18 protein-coding genes and 1 pseudogene are annotated in these 18,859 nt (G+C 63.2%); 5 read left to right on the top strand and 14 right to left on the bottom strand.

The annotated features are described in order from the left end of the window. The first annotated feature begins 22 nt into the window (after window positions 1–22). Window positions 23–916 (top strand): LysR family transcriptional regulator, encoded by an 894-nt coding sequence (locus DSC91_RS05285; RefSeq protein WP_115777155.1) that lies wholly within the window; start codon window positions 23–25, stop codon window positions 914–916. An 88-nt stretch (window positions 917–1,004) separates the two neighbouring features. Here DSC91_RS05285 and DSC91_RS05280 read toward each other — a convergent pair whose 3' ends face one another. From DSC91_RS05280 to DSC91_RS05235, 10 genes are all read right to left on the bottom strand, one after another. Then, the gene (locus DSC91_RS05280) at window positions 1,005–1,871 is read right to left on the bottom strand and encodes an anti-sigma factor family protein (protein ID WP_115777154.1); all 867 of its coding nucleotides are present in this window, start codon (window positions 1,869–1,871) and stop codon (window positions 1,005–1,007) included. A gap of 24 nt (window positions 1,872–1,895) precedes the next feature. After that, a complete protein-coding gene (locus DSC91_RS05275; RefSeq protein ID WP_115777153.1) occupies window positions 1,896–2,855 on the bottom strand; it encodes an anti-sigma factor in 960 nt (319 codons plus the stop codon). Then, window positions 2,852–3,409 carry an RNA polymerase sigma factor gene (locus DSC91_RS05270; protein ID WP_115777152.1) on the bottom strand — a complete coding sequence of 186 codons (558 nt, stop codon included), beginning with the start codon at window positions 3,407–3,409 and terminating at the stop codon, window positions 2,852–2,854. Before DSC91_RS05270 ends, DSC91_RS05275 begins: the two co-directional genes overlap by 4 nt. 241 nt (window positions 3,410–3,650) lie before the next feature. After that, window positions 3,651–3,812: a DUF3455 domain-containing protein gene (locus tag DSC91_RS05265; RefSeq protein WP_115777151.1), complete on the bottom strand. Its 162-nt coding sequence runs from the start codon at window positions 3,810–3,812 to the stop codon at window positions 3,651–3,653. Further along, the gene (locus tag DSC91_RS05260; protein WP_229758250.1) at window positions 3,796–4,413 is read right to left on the bottom strand and encodes a superoxide dismutase; all 618 of its coding nucleotides are present in this window, start codon (window positions 4,411–4,413) and stop codon (window positions 3,796–3,798) included. Before DSC91_RS05260 ends, DSC91_RS05265 begins: the two co-directional genes overlap by 17 nt. A 403-nt stretch (window positions 4,414–4,816) precedes the next feature. Next, on the bottom strand, window positions 4,817–5,695 hold the full coding sequence (locus DSC91_RS05255) for an ABC transporter permease (RefSeq protein WP_115777149.1): 879 nt from the start codon (window positions 5,693–5,695) through the stop codon (window positions 4,817–4,819). Next, window positions 5,692–6,522, bottom strand: a complete 831-nt coding sequence (locus tag DSC91_RS05250; protein ID WP_115777148.1) for an ABC transporter ATP-binding protein — start codon at window positions 6,520–6,522, stop codon at window positions 5,692–5,694. The genes DSC91_RS05255 and DSC91_RS05250 overlap by 4 nt, the downstream gene beginning before the upstream one ends. Window positions 6,523–6,592: 70 nt before the next feature. Beyond that, window positions 6,593–7,645 carry an ABC transporter substrate-binding protein gene (locus DSC91_RS05245; protein WP_115777147.1) on the bottom strand — a complete coding sequence of 351 codons (1,053 nt, stop codon included), beginning with the start codon at window positions 7,643–7,645 and terminating at the stop codon, window positions 6,593–6,595. Window positions 7,646–7,694: 49 nt separating this feature from the next. Next, a complete protein-coding gene (locus tag DSC91_RS05240) occupies window positions 7,695–8,603 on the bottom strand; it encodes a TauD/TfdA dioxygenase family protein (protein WP_115777146.1) in 909 nt (302 codons plus the stop codon). Between the two features lie 172 nt (window positions 8,604–8,775). Continuing rightward, entirely contained in the window at window positions 8,776–9,690 is a 915-nt protein-coding gene (locus DSC91_RS05235; RefSeq protein ID WP_115777145.1) for a LysR family transcriptional regulator, read from the bottom strand. A 127-nt stretch (window positions 9,691–9,817) separates the two neighbouring features. Here DSC91_RS05235 and DSC91_RS05230 point away from each other — a divergent pair, with 127 nt between their 5' ends. From DSC91_RS05230 to DSC91_RS05215, 4 genes and pseudogenes are all read left to right on the top strand, one after another. Further along, on the top strand, window positions 9,818–10,459 hold the full coding sequence (locus DSC91_RS05230; protein ID WP_115777144.1) for a glutathione S-transferase family protein: 642 nt from the start codon (window positions 9,818–9,820) through the stop codon (window positions 10,457–10,459). Between the two features lie 39 nt (window positions 10,460–10,498). Further along, window positions 10,499–11,461: pseudogene (locus DSC91_RS05225) on the top strand (pyridoxamine 5'-phosphate oxidase family protein); the annotation flags it as partial. 344 nt (window positions 11,462–11,805) lie between these two features. Next, complete coding sequence (locus DSC91_RS05220) at window positions 11,806–12,084, top strand: DUF1488 family protein (protein WP_115777142.1); 279 nt, start codon at window positions 11,806–11,808, stop codon at window positions 12,082–12,084. 19 nt (window positions 12,085–12,103) lie between these two features. Beyond that, entirely contained in the window at window positions 12,104–12,895 is a 792-nt protein-coding gene (locus DSC91_RS05215; RefSeq protein WP_115777141.1) for a phosphate/phosphite/phosphonate ABC transporter substrate-binding protein, read from the top strand. 22 nt (window positions 12,896–12,917) lie between these two features. Here DSC91_RS05215 and DSC91_RS05210 read toward each other — a convergent pair whose 3' ends face one another. The 4 genes from DSC91_RS05210 to DSC91_RS05195 form a co-directional block, all read right to left on the bottom strand. Beyond that, entirely contained in the window at window positions 12,918–14,948 is a 2,031-nt protein-coding gene (locus DSC91_RS05210; RefSeq protein WP_115777140.1) for an acetyl/propionyl/methylcrotonyl-CoA carboxylase subunit alpha, read from the bottom strand. A gap of 106 nt (window positions 14,949–15,054) precedes the next feature. Then, on the bottom strand, window positions 15,055–15,840 hold the full coding sequence (locus DSC91_RS05205; RefSeq protein WP_115777139.1) for an enoyl-CoA hydratase/isomerase family protein: 786 nt from the start codon (window positions 15,838–15,840) through the stop codon (window positions 15,055–15,057). 29 nt (window positions 15,841–15,869) lie between these two features. Further along, window positions 15,870–17,477, bottom strand: coding sequence for a carboxyl transferase domain-containing protein (locus tag DSC91_RS05200; RefSeq protein ID WP_115777138.1), 1,608 nt, complete (start codon window positions 17,475–17,477; stop codon window positions 15,870–15,872). Between the two features lie 131 nt (window positions 17,478–17,608). Next, a complete protein-coding gene (locus tag DSC91_RS05195) occupies window positions 17,609–18,790 on the bottom strand; it encodes an isovaleryl-CoA dehydrogenase (RefSeq protein ID WP_115777137.1) in 1,182 nt (393 codons plus the stop codon). Window positions 18,791–18,859 lie beyond the last annotated feature (69 nt).

Raw genomic sequence — 18,859 nt, 5'->3', positions numbered from 1 at the left:
GTGCAAACCCAGCGGGGCCTCCATGCACAGCGTTTCTCTTCGTTACTTCCTGGCCGTTGCGAATACGGGTTCATTGGGAGAGGCGTCTGAGAAATTGCACGTAACGATCTCGGCGATCAGCCGGCAGATCGCGAAACTGGAAGACGAGGTCGGGTATCCGCTATTCGAAAGGCAACCGCGCGGCATGGCGCTAACCAAGGCCGGCGAGCTGCTGGCCGCTCATGTACGCAGAACCCTGCTTGAAGGCGAGCAGGTGCTCGACGAAATCAACGCGCTCGCCTCATTTGACCGAAGCACGATTCGTATCGCCTCATCGGAGGCTTTCGCACGGGACATACTGCCCCGCGCGATCGCACGCTATCTGGAGAAATCACCCGGCACGCGTTTCGAACTGAGCGTGACAGCCCCCCAGGACGTGACACTACGCGTATGCAACGGCGATGCCGATATCGGATTGACCTTCAGTGTCTTGCGCGACCCGGAGATTTGCGTGGAGTACACGCGCAGCTCGCCGATCTATGCGTTGATGCGGCGCAATCATGATCTTGCTGCGCGCAGCAAGGTATCGCTCTCCGACCTGCAGCACTTTCCCATTGCGCTGCTCGATCCGGGCACGACGATCCGGCAGATGTTCGACATGGCGTCCAGTTTCGATGGGCTGCTGTTCGATCCGGTCCTGACCTGCAATAACTCAAGTACCTTGCACGTCTTTACACAGATCTCCGGCGCCGTGTCCCTGACGAGCCGCTTTGCGGTGCGGGCGCAGCTCACCAAGGATGGACTCGTTGCGATACCGATCGACCATCCCGCCATGGCACTGCGCAGCGTGCAGATCCAGACGTTGTCCGGGCGCATGCTGTCGGCTACGCTGAAGGGATTCCTTGCGCAGTTGATCGAGCTACTGGAAGTCGAGTAACGCTGACGGCATCACACCGGGCGCTTCAACGTACCCGTCGGGATCAGGAAAAGTCGATTGTGGCGGGCAATGCGCACTGAAGTCCTGATCAACCGGCATCGCGCAATGCGATATCGCGTGTAGCGAACAACGCGTCGACCTCGCCTTCGGCAATCTGCCGGGCGATCGCCGGCAGGTCACCCGAGTCCGGCTGGCCGATCAACGCGTACGAAAGTTCATTGCGCCGCCAGCTCACGACGGTCATGCCGTGCGACTGCCGTTGCGCGATCGGCTGATCCGGCCTTGAATCCTTCATCACGCACAACGCGACGGGCGTGCCATGGCCCGGCAGATAGACGATCTGAACGAGCGGCTTGCCGTTGTAACGCAGACGCTCGACTGATTTGAACGACAACCCGACCCGCTGCAGATCCGGCATGCGCAAAGGGATGCCGTCGACCTTGCGAATCGCCGCAACGGTATCGGCCGACACCGCCGGATCAGGCGACACATACGCGACGGTTTCGCGCGAGTACATCTGCTGATAATCCAGCGCGGCATCGACCCACGGCCGGGGAGCAGTCACGGAGACGCTCGCCGCACCGTTGCCGGACGCGCCGGGCCAGATCCCGCCGAACCACTGCACGAGGCCCGCGCTGAATGCGCCCGCGACAAACGCGGCAATGAGCCATGCGCGCGGCCGCGAGTGCTGCGCCGACTGCGCGGGCATCTGATCGCCCTGCTGCTGCATCGAGGCGCTCGCAAGCGCTTCGATGCAGCGCCGGAGTTCGTCCGGCAACGGCGGCAGCGTCTGCGCCGCGAACGCTTCGCGATACGGAAGACGCGACGCGCGCAGCCATTCGACGCTTTGCCGCAGATCGGGCGACCCAACCAGCACGCGCTCCACCGACGCCGCCTCGGCCGCGCCGAGTTCGCCGTCGGCATAGGCGATCAGTTGGCTGTCGTCGGGGGCCATGGAATGCAAGCCAAGGCGGCCGGATCAGGAACGGGGAACATCGCCATCCATGCCGATGCCGCTGATGCTGGTCGTGACCTCGCCTTTGTAGAGCTCCTTGCCGAGCGCGTCGAGATCGACACTGCCGTGCTCGCCGATCAGCGCGTAGCCAAGCTGCCCGCGCCGCCATGCGACCACGTCCATGCCCTGTACATTGCCGGCTGACGGCGCCGCGTCGGCCTTCGCTTCTTTCAGCACACACAACGCGACCGGCTTACCGTTCTCCGGCAAATAGACGATTTGCACCAGCGGCTTGTCATGGAAGCGCAAGCGCTGCACGCGCTTGAACGTGAGGCCCTGGCGGCGCAGATCGGGAATCTCCATTGCAATGTCGTCGACATGGCGAATGTCTCCGAGAATAGCGGCCGTCGTCTTCGTGTCGGGTTGCAGCAGCGCGACCGTGTCGCGCGTATAGAGCTGCTGATAACCCGCGGCCGCCTTGATCCACGGCGTCATGCCGGAATCGTTCGACGCGGTGCTGAACGTGCCGCTGCCGCCCGCCAGTTGCGGCACCAGCCGCAACGCGAGGCCGCAGCAGAATGCGCCCGCGACGAATGCGACCGCGAGCTTCGGCCACGACAGCCCCGGCAGCGCCTTGGCGCGCGACTTCGACTTCAGGCGATGTACGTTCGTGCCGAGCAACGCTTCCGGTTCGTCTCCAGCAGTGGCAGCGGCGGGAACCGTGGATTCGGCGGCATGTTGCGCGGAGGCCTTCGCGGCGTGCTGACGAATCAGTTCTTCGACACTTCGGGTCAGCGATTCGGGCACGGGCGGCAACGACTGCTGGTCGAACGCGTCCTTATAGGGCAGTTGCGACGCGCGCAGCATCGACACCCGCGACGCGACCTCGGCGGAATCGTGGATCAAACGCTCGACTTTCGCGCACTCGTCGCTCGGCAGATCGCCGTCGACGTAGGCCAGCAGGATGGCGTCATCAATATTCATCGCTCCCCTCCCTGACTGCCGCCGGCCGAACGCGCTTCACGCGGCGCACCCTCGCCGAATTGCGCACCGATCGTCTGCCGCGCGCGCGACAGCCGGCTCATGATCGTGCCGATCGGCACGCCGAGCGTGTCGGCCGCTTCCGCGTAGCTCAACCCTTCGACCGCCACCAGCAGCATCACGATCCGTTGTGCCTCCGGCAGACGCTCGACGGCCGCGATGATCTCGCCGCTCAGCATGGTCGCTTCCGGATTCCGTGCACCGGGGTCTGCCACGGTCTCGAGAAAGTTGTCGTCCCATTCCATGCTTGAACGGCTGCGCACGTTACGCGCACGCAGCTCATTGATCCACGTGGAGTGGACAATGGAAAACATCCAGCTCAGGGGTGACGTGCCCGGCTGCAATTGGCTGGCACGCTCGAGCCCACGCACGCAGGCACGCTGAAGTACATCCTCGGCGTCGTGCTGGTTCCCGCACAAGCGCAGGGAGAAAGCCCACAGCCTCGGCAGCATGGCCGGCAGCAAACTGGGCAGATTCTCGGCATCTGCTGTTGACATGATTGACTGGCTGAAAGCAGGGGTTGCGGGCAGGCGAGGCGGCCAAAAAACCTGCCATTGCCGGTGGGCCCGCCGATTCTACAACGTTAGCCCAACCACCGCCGCCGCACGCCCACAGAAAATAGCGAAGCGCGCAAGAACGCCTGCCGGCACGCCCATGCAGGCGCAAATCCAGTGTGGCATCTGCCTGTGCGCGGAATGCGGCTATCCCGCGCATAGCCTCGACATTGTAAGTGAATGCTCAAGACCACCGATAGAAAACGTAGGTCGCAAGATACGGCGAGTGACCGGCCTGGCCTTGTGTCGTGCACGACGACGCCGGCATCGCAGCGCCAACTGTTTGACCCCGCTGCACGTATCGAACGTCCGACGTCTCCGGTGCCGGTTTAGACGCGCTCGAAATTGGCCGATGCGAACGCCCAGTTCAACTGACGCGAAACGGTGGCCACCAGGTAGTCCGGACGGCGATTCTGATAGTCGAGGTAGTACGCGTGTTCCCAAACGTCGACCGTGAGGAGCGGCGCAAGGCCGGCCGTGAACGGCGTTTCCGCATTGCCCGTCTTGACGACCGCCAGTTCGCCACGATCGACGACCAACCATCCCCAGCCGCTGCCGAATTGCGACGCCGACGTCGCGACGAGCGCTTTCGACAGCGCTTCCATGGACCCGAACTTGCGTTCGATAGCCGCCTGCAATTTCGCGCTCGGCGCCGTCGCGGTGGGACTCAGAGAATTCCAGTAGAAGTTGTGATTCCACGCTTGCGCCGCGTTGTTGAACACGTCAGCCAGCGCCGGCTGATTGTGCGACTGCACGATGATCTGTTCGAGCGACGCCTGTTCGAGCGGCGTGCCGGCCAGCAGCTTGTGCAAATTGTCGAAATAGGCCCGATGGTGCTTGCCGTAGTGAATGCCGACTGTGCGCGCGGAGATGGTCGGTTCGAGTGCGTTCTCCGCATAAGGCAATGGTGGCAGCGTTTGGGGCGATGCGCCAAGGTAAGCAGGCACGACGCTGAGCGTGGGCTTCGTGCCGGCAGGCGTTTGACTCGACGAGGTGCCGGCCGTCTGGCCGAAAGCGAATCGGGAAAGCGAGACACCGATCGAAGCCAGCGAGCCGGTTGCAATCAGACGACGCCGGGAGATGAGCGAGTTCAGCATGATGGTTACCGTCAGTGTGGGGTCAGCGCGGCCACCGTCCGACTCCCAGTCAGTCGTAGCCACCTTCACAGAACAGCCGGGACACGGTGGCTATTCCATCGCCAATCACTTTTTTTTCGCCAACATGCAAGCCGTAAGCATCGCTCGATTCGTTGCGATAGCGGTGTGGCCGACGCGTTCGACACAGCAGGCAATGTCGTCAACCGCATCGCCACCGCGGTCACGCTGAATCGTTGTCACCGGCATCGGACCGTTAGTGCTGCACGCCCCACCGGCGAACGGTCACGCGCTCGAGCGTATCGAACACCAGATGCTCGATCAGCAAGCCAATCACGATGACCGCGGCCAGCCCTGCGAAAACGCGATCCGTGTACAACTCGTTGCGATTCTGGAAGATGTACCAGCCAAGCCCGCCGCTGCCGGAACTCGCACCGAATACGAGTTCCGCGGCGATCAGCGTGCGCCACGCAAAGGCCCAGCCCACGCGCAACCCAGCCAGGATCGACGGCAAGGCGGCCGGCACCAGGATCAACAGCACATGGCGCATGCCGGTAAGGCCGTAGTTACGCCCTGTCATACGCAGCGTCGCCGGCACCGATTGAAAACCCGAGTAGGTATTGAGCGCGAGCGGCCACAGCACCGCGTGCACCAACACGAACAGCAGGCTGCCGGTACCCAGACCGAACCAGAGCAAAGCGAGCGGCAACAGCGCGATGGAAGGCAACGGGTTGAACATCGCCGTCAGCATCGACAGAACATCACGCCCCAGGCGCGTCGACACGGCGAGCGAGGTCAGCACGAACGCGAGTGCGGCGCCGAGCAGATAGCCGCGCAATAGCACGGACATCGATACAGCCGTTTTCCGCAGCAGCTCGCCGGACCACACGCCCTGGACGAACGCGCTGAACGTTGCCCCAAACGTGGGCAGCAGCAGATCGTTGTCGATCGCGCGCGCGGCGATTTCCCAGATGGCGATCAACACCAGCGCTATCAGCGTCTTGCGCAACCAGCCTTGCGCGAAGATGCGCTTGCCGAGCGGCAACGGCGCCTCAAGCACGAGCTCGCCGAGCGGTTCGAGCGGACGCTCGTACTCCTCGCGAACCGGCGGCAACAAGGTGGCGGGTGAACTCATTGCACGGCCTCCGTCTGCTCGAACAACAGGCGATGGATACGCGCAACGCTGTGCAGAAAATCGCTGCGTCCAAAACTATCCTGCGAATACTGATGGCTGTTCAGTTCGGCACGCACGCGCCCCGGATGCGGCGACAACAACAGGATACGGTTGCCGACCACCAATGCCTCCTCGATCGAGTGCGTCACGAACAGCAGCGTGAAGTTGACTTCTTCCCACAGACGCAGCAGTTCTTCCTGCATCTTGCGGCGCGTGAGCGCATCGAGCGCGGCGAACGGCTCGTCCATCAGCAGCACGCGCGGTTGCATCGCCAGCGCGCGGGCAATCGCGACGCGCTGCTTCATACCGCCCGACAACGTATGCGGATAAGCGTTGGCAAACGAAGCAAGCCCCACCTTGTCGAGATAGTGCAGCGCGCGTTCTTTGGCTTCGGCACGCGAAAGCTTCTTCGCCACGCGCAGCGGGAACGCAACGTTCTGCAAAACCGTTTTCCACGGCGGCAACTGGTCGAATTCCTGAAACACGACGATACGATCGGCGCCGGGACCTCGCACGGCAACGCCTTCAAGCGCGATACTGCCGGACGTCGGCTGGATGAACCCGGCCACGGCTTTGAGCAAGGTCGACTTGCCGCAACCCGACGGACCCAGCAGCACAAAGCGGTCGCCGCCATAGACATCGAAACTCACGTCATGGGTTGCGCGAACGATCCGCTCGCGCGTGCGGTATTCGAGGTTGACATGCTCGACCGCAAGCAGCCTTTCGCTGGTCGCGGTAGCAGCCTGCCCGACACCCTCCGGAAACAGCACGGTAGGATTTGCCACCATCAGATTGCTCCCTGTAACGCGACCGCGCGGGTCGATGCATAGCCGGCGAAGCCCGGGAAGAAGATCACGCTCAACTTCCCGCCGCGGTTGCCGGATCGTCGAAGAAATAGTCCTTCCATGACTTCGGCTCGTTCTTGATGACGCCGACGCGATACATGAACTGCGCGAGTCCGAAGGTGTTCTGCGGTGCGACCTTGAATTGCACCTGGGGATCCTTGATGACCTTCAGCAGCAGATTGCGGTCGATCTTCGACTGATTCGTGCGGACGTAGATATCGGCTGCGGCGTCGGGATTCGCCGAGATGAAGCGTGCGGCATCCGCCAGCGCATCGACAAATGCGCGGTAGGTCTTCGGATTGTTGTCGCGGAATTTTTCCGTCGCATACAGGACGGTCGCCGAGCTCGGGCCACCCAGCACGTCGTATGAATTCAGCACGATGTGCGCCTTCGGATTGCCGGCAAGTTCCTGCTCCTGAAACGGCGGATTGCCGAAGTGTCCGGTGATTTCCGTGCCGCCCGCGATGATCGCCGCGGCCGCGTCGGGATGCGGCAGCGCCTGCGTGAACTTGTCAAGGCGGTTGTAATCCTTGTCGCCCCAGCGCTTCGCCGCCGCGTATTGCAGCACGCGCGATTGCACCGACACATTGACAGCCGGCAACGCGATACGGTCTTTCTCGGTGAAGTCGGCAATCGTCTTGACGTTGGGATTGTTGCTGACGAGGTAATACGGCAGATTGCCGAGCGACGCCACGCCCTTCACGTTCTGCTTGCCGTGCGTGCGGTCCCAGATCGTCAGCAAGGGGCCGACACCGGCACCGGCGATATCCACCGCGCCGGACAGCAGGGCGTCGTTGACCGCGGCGCCGCCGGAGAGCTTCACCCAGTCGACCTTGATATCGAGGCCCTGCTTACGTCCTTCTTTCTCGACAAATTGCTGGTCGCGCGCCACGTTCAGCAGCAGATAGACGATACCGAACTGTTCGGCGATGCGGATCTGCCCTTCGGCATGCGCGGGTACGGCTGCGCCGAAGCCCGCCACACCCATCGATACAGTCAGCAGCGCCGCGGTCAAGCGGCGCGCAAAGAACGACCGCGCGGCGGTCGGGCGAAATCGGGCAAGCATCGGAACTCCGGTCAGCATGTGAGTGGGGTCAAGGCGGGCGGCGTTGCCGTCAGAACGGCACGTCGCCTTCAATCGTCGTGCGATACAGCTTGCGGCGCAGATGATCCGGCGTGCCGGCCGCAAGATGCATCAATGAGCGGTTGTCCCAGAACACCATGTCGTGTTCGGCCCATTGATGCCGGTACAGATGCTCGGGGCACACGCTGTGCGCGAAAATTTCCTCGAGTAGCGACTTGCTCTCGTCTTCCGGCAAGCCGATCACACGGGTCGTGAAATGCTCGCTGACGAAGAGCGCGCGGCGCCCGGTCTCGGGATGCGTGCGCACGATCGGCTGCACGACCGGCTTCACCTCTGCGATCTGCTCCGCCGACAGATTCGGCCGCCACGGGCTGCGTTTCTGCAATTCCGCGTATTTCGCGAGATACGTGTGCTCCGCCGAACGCCCTTCCACTGCGCTGCGCAGGTGCGCCGGCAACGTTTCCCACGCGAGGTGCATGTTGGCGAACAGCGTGTCGCCACCTTCCGAAGGCAGCTCCTGCGCATGCAGCAGCGAGCCGAGGCTCGGCTTCTCCTTGTACGACAGATCGGAATGCCAGTAGTGACCAGCGTCGCCGAGACCGATCGGCTGGCCGTTCTCGACGATGTTCGAGACGACCAGCACCTCCGGATAGCCCGGCAACTGGAATTGATGCAGCACGTGAATCTGCAGCGGGCCGAAACGGCGGCTGAACGCTATCTGCTGATCCGGCGTGATGCGTTGATCGCGAAACACCAGTACGTGATGGTCCAGATGCGCACGATGGATGCGCGCGAAATCGTCCTGGCCCAGCGGCTTGCTGAGATCGAGACCCAACACTTCCGCGCCGGCGGGGCCGTCGAAGGCGCGAATTTCGATGTGCCGGGCTTGGTTGACATCGCCAGCGACGCCGGCGGCGGTGGGTACAAAGGCAGTCGTCACAGGAAACTCTTCGTCGAATCTGTTCGAAAGACGCCGGCAAGGGCGTAACCCGACGAATTTACCGGCGCAGGCGCGCCACGACAACGAAGCAAATCCGATACGGTTATCTGCTGGAGTGATAAACCCGATGCCGTAACGCGCCGCCCGCCCAGCAGCAACCATCCGGCCGACGCTAGCCCTCCACCGGCGATTCAAGCCTTTTTCTGATCACATCGATCAGCGCGCGCACCTTCGCCGTCGGATAACGGGTAGGCGGAAACACCGCATAAATGCCCTTGGGCTTGCCGGCCCAGTCAGGCAACAGGCGGACCAGCCGGCCCGCCGCCACGTCAGCCGTGATCGAAAAATCAGTCAGCAATCCGAAGCCACCGCCCGCGAGCGTCGCGGCGCGTGCAGCATCGGCTGTATTCACCCGCATTGCGTTCTCGCAGCGCACGCTTTGTCTTGCGCCTTTTGCACGCTGCAGATCGAGCGTCAGCGGATGCGGCAACACGGACAATGCGACATGCGGCATGGCGGCGAGCGCGGCCGGCGCCTTCGGCTTACCCCACGTGTCGATGAATGCCGGACTCGCGACGATCCATTTGACGAAACCGCCGAGCTTCACCGCGCGGTAGCCCGAGTCGGCAAGTTGCCCCAGACGGATTGCCACGTCGATGCCCTCCGCGATCAGGTCCACGTAGTGATCGTTGCTGACCAGTTCGATGTCGAGCTCTGGATACGCACGACGCATCTCGACCAGCGCGGGCGCCACCACCAAGGCCCCATAGTCGATCGGCGCACTCACGCGCAGCGTGCCTCGCAACGGCGCCGATTCCCCCGACACCGCCGATAGCGCTTCCTCGGCTGCCTGCAAGATCTTGCAACTTGCCTCGTAGAAGGCACGCCCGCTTTCGGTCACGCTGAGCCGCCTCGTCGTTCGGACCAGCAGGCCCGCGCCGATCTCGCGCTCGAGCCGCTGCAGATGCGTGCTGACCATTGTTTTCGTGAGGCCGAGACGCGCCGCCGCCGCGGTGAAGGAGCCCGCTTCCACCACCGCGACAAAAATCGCAAGGCGGTTCAGATTGACATCCCGTATGTCTGCCATTCGCCGATTGTCCATCTTCGATTGATTATGTTTTCTAGCTTAGCAGGCTTCTGCGCCGCGCCGCGAGCGGGTACGCTGACTTCATTCCAGCCGACGATTGTCGGCTTTCCCGCATCAGGAGCGTTCCATGTCTGCCGCCAAGCCCGCCCAGCCGATCCGCCTTTACACCACGCTGCTTTCGGGGCACGGACACCGCGTCAAGTTGTTCCTGAGCCTGCTCGATCTGCCTTTTGAAGTCGTCGAGCTGAACATGCGCGCCGGCGACAATCGCCGCCCGGAATACCTGAAGCTCAACCCGTTCGGCCAGGTGCCGACCATCGAAGACGGCGAGACGGTGCTGTTCGATTCCAACGCGATCCTCGTCTATCTGGCCAAACGCTATGGCGATCCGTCATGGCTGCCGGAAGACGCGCTCGGCGCCGCCGCCGTGCAGCGCTGGCTCTCGCTCGCAGCCGGGCAGATCGCTTACGGACCGTGTGCGGCCCGGCTCGTCACGGTGTTCGGCGCGCCGCTCAATCTCGAGACCGCGCAGAAGATTGCCCTCAAGCTGTTCGACGTGCTCGACGCGGAACTCGCCGGCAAAAATTTCGCCGCCGGTGATCGCGTGAGCATCGCCGACATCGCCGCGCATACATACATTGCCCATGCGCCGGAAGGCGGCGTCTCGCTCGAGCCGTACCCCAACATCCGGGCATGGCTGCGTCGCGTCGAAGCGCTGCCACGCTTCATCGCGATGCCCACCACGAAAGCGGGATTGCTCGCCGCGTAATTCGGGCAAACGTACACGCCATAACAGGCAGGGACCGCTATGTCTGAACTTTCTCCCAGCGCGCCGCGCGGTTGGGACGCCGCCGAGTCGCCCTTTCACAGCGCCGAACGCATGGTGCAGCGGCGGGCGGGCGTGAACGAGGAGGCGGAGTCGAGCGGTCGCCGAGGTATCCGCCGGTATATGCCGGATCAGCATCGGAAGTTTTTCTCCGAGCAGCCATTCATGGTGTTCGGCGGACTCGACGCAAACGGTCAGCCGTGGGCAACCCTGCGCGCGGCCGAACCGGGCTTTGTATCGTCCCCTGACCCGCGCACTCTGCGGATCGACGGCGGCGTTTTACCGGGCGATCCACTGGCTGGCAGCTGGCAGCGAGGCACGATGATCGGCGGCCTGGGCCTGCAGCCGCAGACACGCCGGCGCAATCGCGTCAACGGCGTGGTGTCGTCGGTGGATGGCGATACGGTCATGCTCGACGTGATGCAAAGCTTCGGCAACTGCGCAAAATATATTCAAAGCCGTACGCCGACATTCGTTGCGCGCAGCGAAGCCGGGGTGCGCACACCCGTTGAAACGGCGACCCAGTTGAGCGACGCAGACCGCGCGTTGCTGGCCGGCGCGGATACTTTTTTTATCGCCAGCGCGAACGTCGGCGAAGAAGCCGGCCCGGCTCGCGGCGCCGACGTGTCGCATCGCGGCGGCATGCCGGGCTTCGTGCGCATTGACGACGCCATCACGCTGACAACGCCCGATTTCAAGGGCAATCGCTTCTTCAACACGCTGGGCAACCTGCTCCACGATCCGCGCGCCGGCTTGCTGTTCGTCGACTTCGCGAGCGGCGACCTGCTGTACGTCGCGGCTCGCGCAGAGATCGTCTGGGACGGTTCGGAACTGGCCGAGTTTCCGTTGGCCGAGCGGCTGGTGCGCTTTCACATCACCGAGGTGCGGCGCAGCCGCAAGGCGTTACCGTTTCTTTGGTCTGAAGTCGCTTATGCGCCGCAGTTCGTGACGCCGGCTTCGGTGCCCGGGTCACGGGCGGCTTTGGTGCCGGATTCACTGCCTGACTCACTGCCGGATTCACTGCCGAATTCACTGCCTGATTCACCGCCCGCTCTGCCGTAGGCATGAACGTCGCTGTGACGGACGGCCTGCCGCTGGAGCGCCGAACGACAACTCCGGCGTCCTGGCGCAAAACCGGATTACGCATGCGGCCACGTGGATGAATACTGTTTCCGACCGGTAAGATGAGGCGTGTGCCGGGCATTTTTATAGCAAATGCCGGTTTTCCCACATACCGTAAGCTTACGGCCAGTCATCCTGATGACTCAGGCGTGCGGCGGGAGGTTGTCATGTCGGTATATGTCGATGAAGGATTCAGGCCCTGCGTCACGGAATGCGCAACCGTCGCCTTCCGCGTCTGTTATGACGATCGGGTGCAGGTCTTCGAGGTCAGCGCCGAGGCGTTGATGACCTATTGCGGGGCCGCGAGCAAGCGGCGCAAGGATTTGCTCGTCGCGTTCGAGGATTCGCAACTGGAAATATTGAAGGTGGTGGAATGCAAGTGGCCGTTCAAGGAGACCGAGCCCATACGCCTCGGGCTCGACGAATTTCGAATGGTCAGACATTAGGTATGCCAGAATCGCGTCCATGACCTGGATCGCCGCCCTGCCGATGTACAACGTGACGCCCGCGCTTGCCACTGTGTGGCGCGAGTGGCTGGACGACGTCTTGCGCATGGTGAGCCCGGCATGCCGTATCGTCGAGCCCGACGAGGAATTGCATGGCTTCTGGCGGCGCCCCAACGTACTGCTCTCGCAAACCTGCGGCTATCCGTTGATGCATGGCTTGAACGAGCAGGTTCAGGTGGTCGCCACGCCGCAATTCGATGCGCCGGGCTGCGCAGGCGCGGATTATTCGAGCGTGCTGGTCACGCGAGCAGAAGCGCGCTTCGATTCGCTTGCGGCGTGCCGCGGCGCGCGTGCCGCCTACAATCAGGACGATTCGAATAGCGGCATGAATGTGTTTCGCCACGCGGTGGCGCCGCTCGCGCGCAACAACGCTTTTTTCAGCGCGGTCCTGCGCACCGGTTCGCATCTCGGATCGTTGCGTGCGGTGGTCGACAATCGCGCGGACGTCGCCGCCATCGACTGCGTGACGTTCGCGTTTGTCTGCGACGAATTGCCGGAACTGGCGCAAAAGGTCCGGCAAATCGGCGTGACGGCGGCATCGCCCGGATTGCCTTTGATTGCCTCCAACAACGTGCCGGCCGCGACGATCGAGACGCTGCGCGACGCACTGAACGAAGCACACCGCGCACAGCCCGAGCGTGCCAGACGCCTGCGTTTGAAGGGTTTTTCCGCGTTGCCGCTCACCGACTACGAGCGCATCGAGCAACTCGAAAACGAAGCGCGCGCCGCCGGGTACACGCGCCTCGCTTAAACACTGGCGCTACGTCATACCGTCAGCCCACCTCCAGCACCAGAAGCTGCGCGCCATCGGCGACCTGATCGCCAACCGCATACAGCACGTCCCTTACCGTGCCTGCCGCCGGCGCGCCGATGGTATGTTCCATCTTCATCGCTTCCATGACGATCAGCGGCGTGCCCTTCTCCACCACCGCGCCCGGTTCGACCAGCACGGCGATCACCTTGCCCGGCATCGGCGCGGTCAAGCGGCCTTCGCCGCCTTCAGCATCCGCGGCGTGGGCGAGCAGATTCTGCCATTCGAACGCCAAGGCCTCGCCGAGGCAGAACACGTGAAACGTATCGCCGTCGATGAAAACACGCCCGGTTACGCGCGCATCGCCGATCGTCGCGCGGTATTCGTGCCGGCCGTTGCCTTCCGACCAGCTGAAGCCTTCGCGCACACCGTCGTGTTCGAGCGTTTGCGTGATGCCGTCGCGGGCGAACGTGACCGTGAAAACGCTTTCGCTTTCGTTTCCGCCGCTGTTGTCGATACTGCGCCAGCCGAGCGTCTGCGTGTAGCCGCCGTTCAGGCGCCAGTGCGATAGTGCATCCCACGGCGACGCGCCATGCGCCGTGCCGCCTTCACGCGTCAACAATGCCGCGCAAGCGAGCGCCAGCGCTTCCCTGAAGGGCTTTTTCACGGGCGCGAACAAGGCATCGTGATGACGCTCGATCAACCCCGTATCGAGATCGCCGGTCGCAAACGGTTCGCTCGCGACGATGCGTTGCAGGAACTCGACGTTGGTGTGCGGCCCGACCACCTCGCAGGCACGCAGCGCACGACTCATGCGCGCGAGCGCCTCTTCACGCGTCGCGCCGTGAACGATCAGCTTGGCGATCATCGGATCGTAGAACGGCGTGATGGCGTCGCCTTCGCGCACGCCGCTGTCGATACGCACCGGCGCCTTGCGGTCCGGCTCGCCGATGGAGAATTCGACGCCTTCGGGCATGCGCAAATGCTTGAGCGTGCCCGTCGACGGCAGGAAGCCGCGTGCCGGATGCTCGGCGTAAATCCGCGCCTCGAGCGCGTGGCCGTCGGTTTTCAGTTGTTGCTGCGTGAGCGGCAGCGGTTCGTCGGCGGCGACGCGCAGTTGCCATTCCACCAGGTCCTGCCCCGTCACCATTTCCGTGACCGGATGCTCGACCTGCAGGCGCGTGTTCATCTCCATGAAGTAGAAGTCGCCCGTGGCGGTCATGATGAACTCGACTGTGCCCGCGCCCACGTAATTCACCGCACGCGCGGCGGCCACGGCCGCTTCGCCCATCTCGCGCTTCACTTCCGCCGACAACCCCGGCGCCGGCGCTTCTTCCAGCACCTTCTGGTGACGCCGCTGCACCGAGCAGTCGCGGTCGAACAGATACACCGCGCCGCCGTGACGATCCGCGAATACCTGCACTTCCACGTGACGCGGCCGCGTCAGATACTTTTCGATCAGCACGCGATCATTGCCGAAACTGCTGGCCGCTTCGCGTTTGCAAGAAGCCAATGCCGCTGCGAAATCTTCCGTGCGCTCGACCACGCGCATGCCTTTGCCGCCACCGCCCGCGCTCGCTTTCAGCAGGACCGGATAACCGATCGTATCGGCTTCGCGATGCAGCAACTGCGGATCCTGATTGTCGCCGTGATAACCCGGCACGAGCGGCACGGCGGCCGCGTGCATCAGCGCCTTGGCCGCCGCCTTCGAGCCCATCGCGGCGATCGCTTCGACCGGCGGTCCGATGAAAACGATGCCGGCCGCTTCGCACGCATGCGCGAAATCTTCGTTTTCCGACAGGAAGCCGTAACCCGGATGCACCGCCTGCGCGCCGGTCGCACGCGCGGCTTCGATGATGCGCTCGACCCGCAGATAGCTTTCCGCCGCGGTCGATCCGCCTATATGCACCGCCTCGTCGCACGCGGCCACGTGTTTTGCGTTGGCGTCCGCGTCCGAATACACGGCCACGCTCGCGATGCCGAGCCGCTTGCAGGTCGCGGCGACGCGGCACGCAATCTCGCCGCGGTTGGCAATCAGGATCTTGTTGAACATGAAGTGTCTCGGTGAATGTCCCGCTCGGGGCCGTTATTCTGAAGAGGGCCGGCAAGCGCCCCGGAATGTCTGCTTGTTTGCGCTTCGGTTGTGCTTCGGTTGTGCTTCAGTTGCGCCAGGAAGGCGTGCGCTTTTCGAGGAACGACGCGACGCCCTCACGGCCTTCCGCACCGGCTCGCGTGCGCGCGATGCGCGCCGCCGTGTCTTCGATGACGGCCTCGTTCAGCTCGCGACCGGCGATATCCTGCACCAGTTGCTTGCAGGCCCGCACCGCTTGCGGACCGTTCGCGCACAGCGTTTCTGCAATCTGCTGCACGGTCGCGTCGAGCTGCTCCATGCCCACCGCTTCGCTCACAAGGCCGAGGCGAAACGCTGTGGCGCAGTCGAACTGCTCGGCCGTCGTGAAGTAGCGGCGCGACGCCTGCTCGCCCAAGGCACGGATCACGTACGGCGCGATGGTCGCCGGGATCAGACCAAGACGCGCTTCCGAGAGACAAAAACGCGCGCTCTCCACCGCGACGACAATATCGCACGCCGAAATCAGCCCCATGCCGCCCGCGTACGCGTCGCCGTTCACGCGCGCGATCACCGGCTTGTTGCAGCGATAGATCGACGACAGCATGTTTGCCAGCAGCATCGCGTCGGCACGGTTCTCCTCGTCCGAGTAGCCGGCCATCTTCTTCATCCAGTTCAGGTCGGCGCCCGCGCAGAACGCCTTGCCGTTCGCGGCGAGAACCACCGCGCGTACGTCGTCGCGTTCGTTCAACGCCGTGAAGGCCGAGGTCACCTCGGCGATCATCGTTTCGTTGAACGCGTTGCGCACGTCAGGCCGATTCAGCGTGACCGTGGCGATCTGCCCAGCAAACGCGACATTCAGCGTTTCGTATTGCATCGTTGCAGCTCCTCTCGCGCAGCGCGCCGTCACATTCTGAACACGCCGAATTGCGTGTCTTCGATCGGCGCATTCATGGTCGCCGAGAGGCCGAGGCCCAGCACGTCGCGCGTTTGCGCCGGGTCGATCACGCCGTCGTCCCACAGCCGCGCGCTCGCGTAGTACGGGTGACCCTGGTGCTCGTATTGATCGCGGATCGGCTGCTTGAACGCTTCTTCCTCTTCGGCGCTCCACGACCCGCCCTTGCCTTCGATACCGTCGCGCTTGACCGTGGCCAGCACCGACGCCGCCTGCTCGCCGCCCATCACCGAGATGCGCGCGTTCGGCCACATCCACAGAAAGCGCGGCGAATACGCGCGGCCGCACATGCCGTAGTTGCCCGCCCCGAACGAACCGCCGATGATCACCGTGAACTTCGGCACCTTCGCCGTGGCCACGGCCGTCACCATCTTCGCGCCGTTACGCGCGATCCCTTCGTTTTCGTACTTGCGCCCCACCATGAACCCGGTGATGTTCTGCAGGAACACCAGCGGAATCTTGCGCTGGCAGCACAGTTCGATGAAGTGCGCGCCCTTGAGCGCCGACTCCGAAAACAGAATGCCGTTGTTCGCGACGATGCCGACCGGATGCCCCCAGATATGCGCGAAGCCGCACACGAGCGTGGTGCCGTAGCGGGCCTTGAATTCGTCGAAAGCAGAATCGTCGACGATGCGCGCGATCACCTCGCGGATATCGAAGGGCTTGCGCGTATCGACGGGAATCACGCCGTACATGCTCTTCACGTCATAGCGCGGCGGCTTCGGCTCTTGCAACGTCACCGGCACCTGCTTCGTGCGATTCAGATTGCCGACGATGCTGCGCGCGATCCCCAGCGCATGCGCGTCGTTCTGCGCGAGATGATCGACCACGCCCGACAAACGCGTATGCACGTCGCCGCCGCCGAGGTCTTCCGCGCTCACCACTTCACCCGTTGCAGCTTTGACGAGCGGCGGACCGCCGAGGAAAATGGTCCCCTGATTCTTGACGATGATCGATTCATCGCTCATGGCGGGCACATACGCGCCGCCCGCCGTGCACGAGCCCATCACGACGGCGATTTGCGGAATGCCTGCCGCGGACAGATTCGCCTGATTGAAGAAGATGCGGCCGAAGTGATCGCGATCGGGGAACACGTCGTCCTGATTCGGCAGATTCGCGCCGCCCGAGTCGACCAGGTAGACGCATGGCAAATGATTTTCGGCGGCGATTTCCTGGGCCCGCACGTGCTTTTTCACGGTGACGGGATAGTAGGTGCCGCCTTTGACCGTCGCGTCATTGCAGACGATCACGCACTCCTGCCCCGCGATGCGGCCAATACCCGTGATCACACCGGCGCCCGGCGCATCGTTGTGATACATGCCGTAGGCCGCGAGTTGCGAGAACTCGAGAAACGGCGTGCCCGGATCGAGCAGTTTCTCGATGCGCTCACGCGGCAGCAGTTTGCCGCGACTCGTATGCTTATCGCGCGCCGCTTGCCCGCCGCCCAGCGCGAGTTTCTCGACCTTCGCACGAAGATCGGCGACCAGCGCTTCGAGTGCCGCCGCATTGGTGCGGAAGTCATCCGAGCGCGGATTCAGCTTTGATTCGATGATCGGCATTACGTGGCGTCTCCTGTGTCGATCAGAGTTAGCGCTTTAGCGCCTACTCTGATCCCATGCAAAGCTGTCGACCCGAGTTAGCGCTTTAGCGCCTACTCGGGTCCCATGCAAAGTGTCGTGCAAACTGTGACTCAAGCCGTTTCGGCGAACAGTTCGCGGCCAATCAGCATGCGACGGATTTCGCTCGTGCCCGCGCCGATTTCATAGAGCTTGGCATCGCGCCACAGACGGCCGACCGGATACTCGTTGATATAGCCATTGCCGCCGAGAATCTGGATCGCCTCGCCGGCCATCCAGGTGGCTTTTTCAGCGGTGTAGAGAATCACGCCCGCACAGTCCTTGCGCACCTGGCGCACGTGTTCCTTGCCGAGCGTGTCGAGCTGCCGGCCCACCGCGTAGAGATATGCGCGGCACGCTTGCAGCGTGGTGTACAGATCGGCGACTTTGCCTTGAATCAGTTGAAATTCGCCGATCGACTGGCCGAACTGCTTGCGATCGTGGATATACGGCACGACTGCGTCCATGACCGCGACCATGATGCCGGTCGGGCCGCCGGCGAGCACGGCGCGTTCGTAATCGAGGCCGCTCATCAGCACCTTCACGCCGCCGTTCAGCTGACCGAGGATATTTTCCTCAGGCACTTCCACGTTCTCGAACACCAGTTCGCCGGTGTGCGAACCGCGCATGCCGAGCTTGTCGAGCTTTTGCGCGACCGAGAAACCCTTCATGCCCTTCTCGACGATAAACGCGGTAATGCCCCGCGAATTCGCTTCGAGATCGGTTTTCGCATAGACGACCAGCGTGTCGCAATCCGGGCCGTTGGTGATCCACATTTTCGTGCCGTTCAGCACATAGTGATCGCCTTTCTTGTCCGCGCGCAGCTTCATGCTGACGACGTCCGACCCCGCGTTCGGTTCGCTCATGGCGAGCGCGCCGATGTGTTCGCCGGAGACCAGCTTGGGGAGATATTTTTCCTTTTGCGCCGCCGTGCCGTTGCGATGAATCTGGTTGACGCACAGATTCGAGTGCGCGCCGTACGAGAGACCGACCGATGCCGACGCGCGCGAGATTTCTTCCATCGCGATCATATGCGCCGTGTAGCCCATATTCGCGCCGCCATATTCCTCCGAGACCGTCATGCCGAGCACGCCCAGGTCGCCGAATTTGCGCCACAAGTCCATGGGGAACTGATCCGAGCGATCGATTTCCGCGGCGCGCGGGGCGATCTCCTTGGCAGCGAATCCGCTGATGCTGTCGCGCAGCATTTCGATTTCTTCGCCAAGCGGGAATTGCAAACCGGGCAGGTTGCTCATTGCAGTGTCTCCTGAGTTCGTTGGCAGGCCGGTTGGCCTGGGTAGGCGCCGGCTCGTCTGAGTGCGGCT

Origin of the sequence: Paraburkholderia caffeinilytica (genome assembly GCF_003368325.1) — a bacterium.
In the GTDB taxonomy this organism is placed as follows: Bacteria; Pseudomonadota; Gammaproteobacteria; order Burkholderiales; family Burkholderiaceae; genus Paraburkholderia; species Paraburkholderia caffeinilytica.
This window is presented reverse-complemented; position numbering and strand designations above follow the sequence as displayed.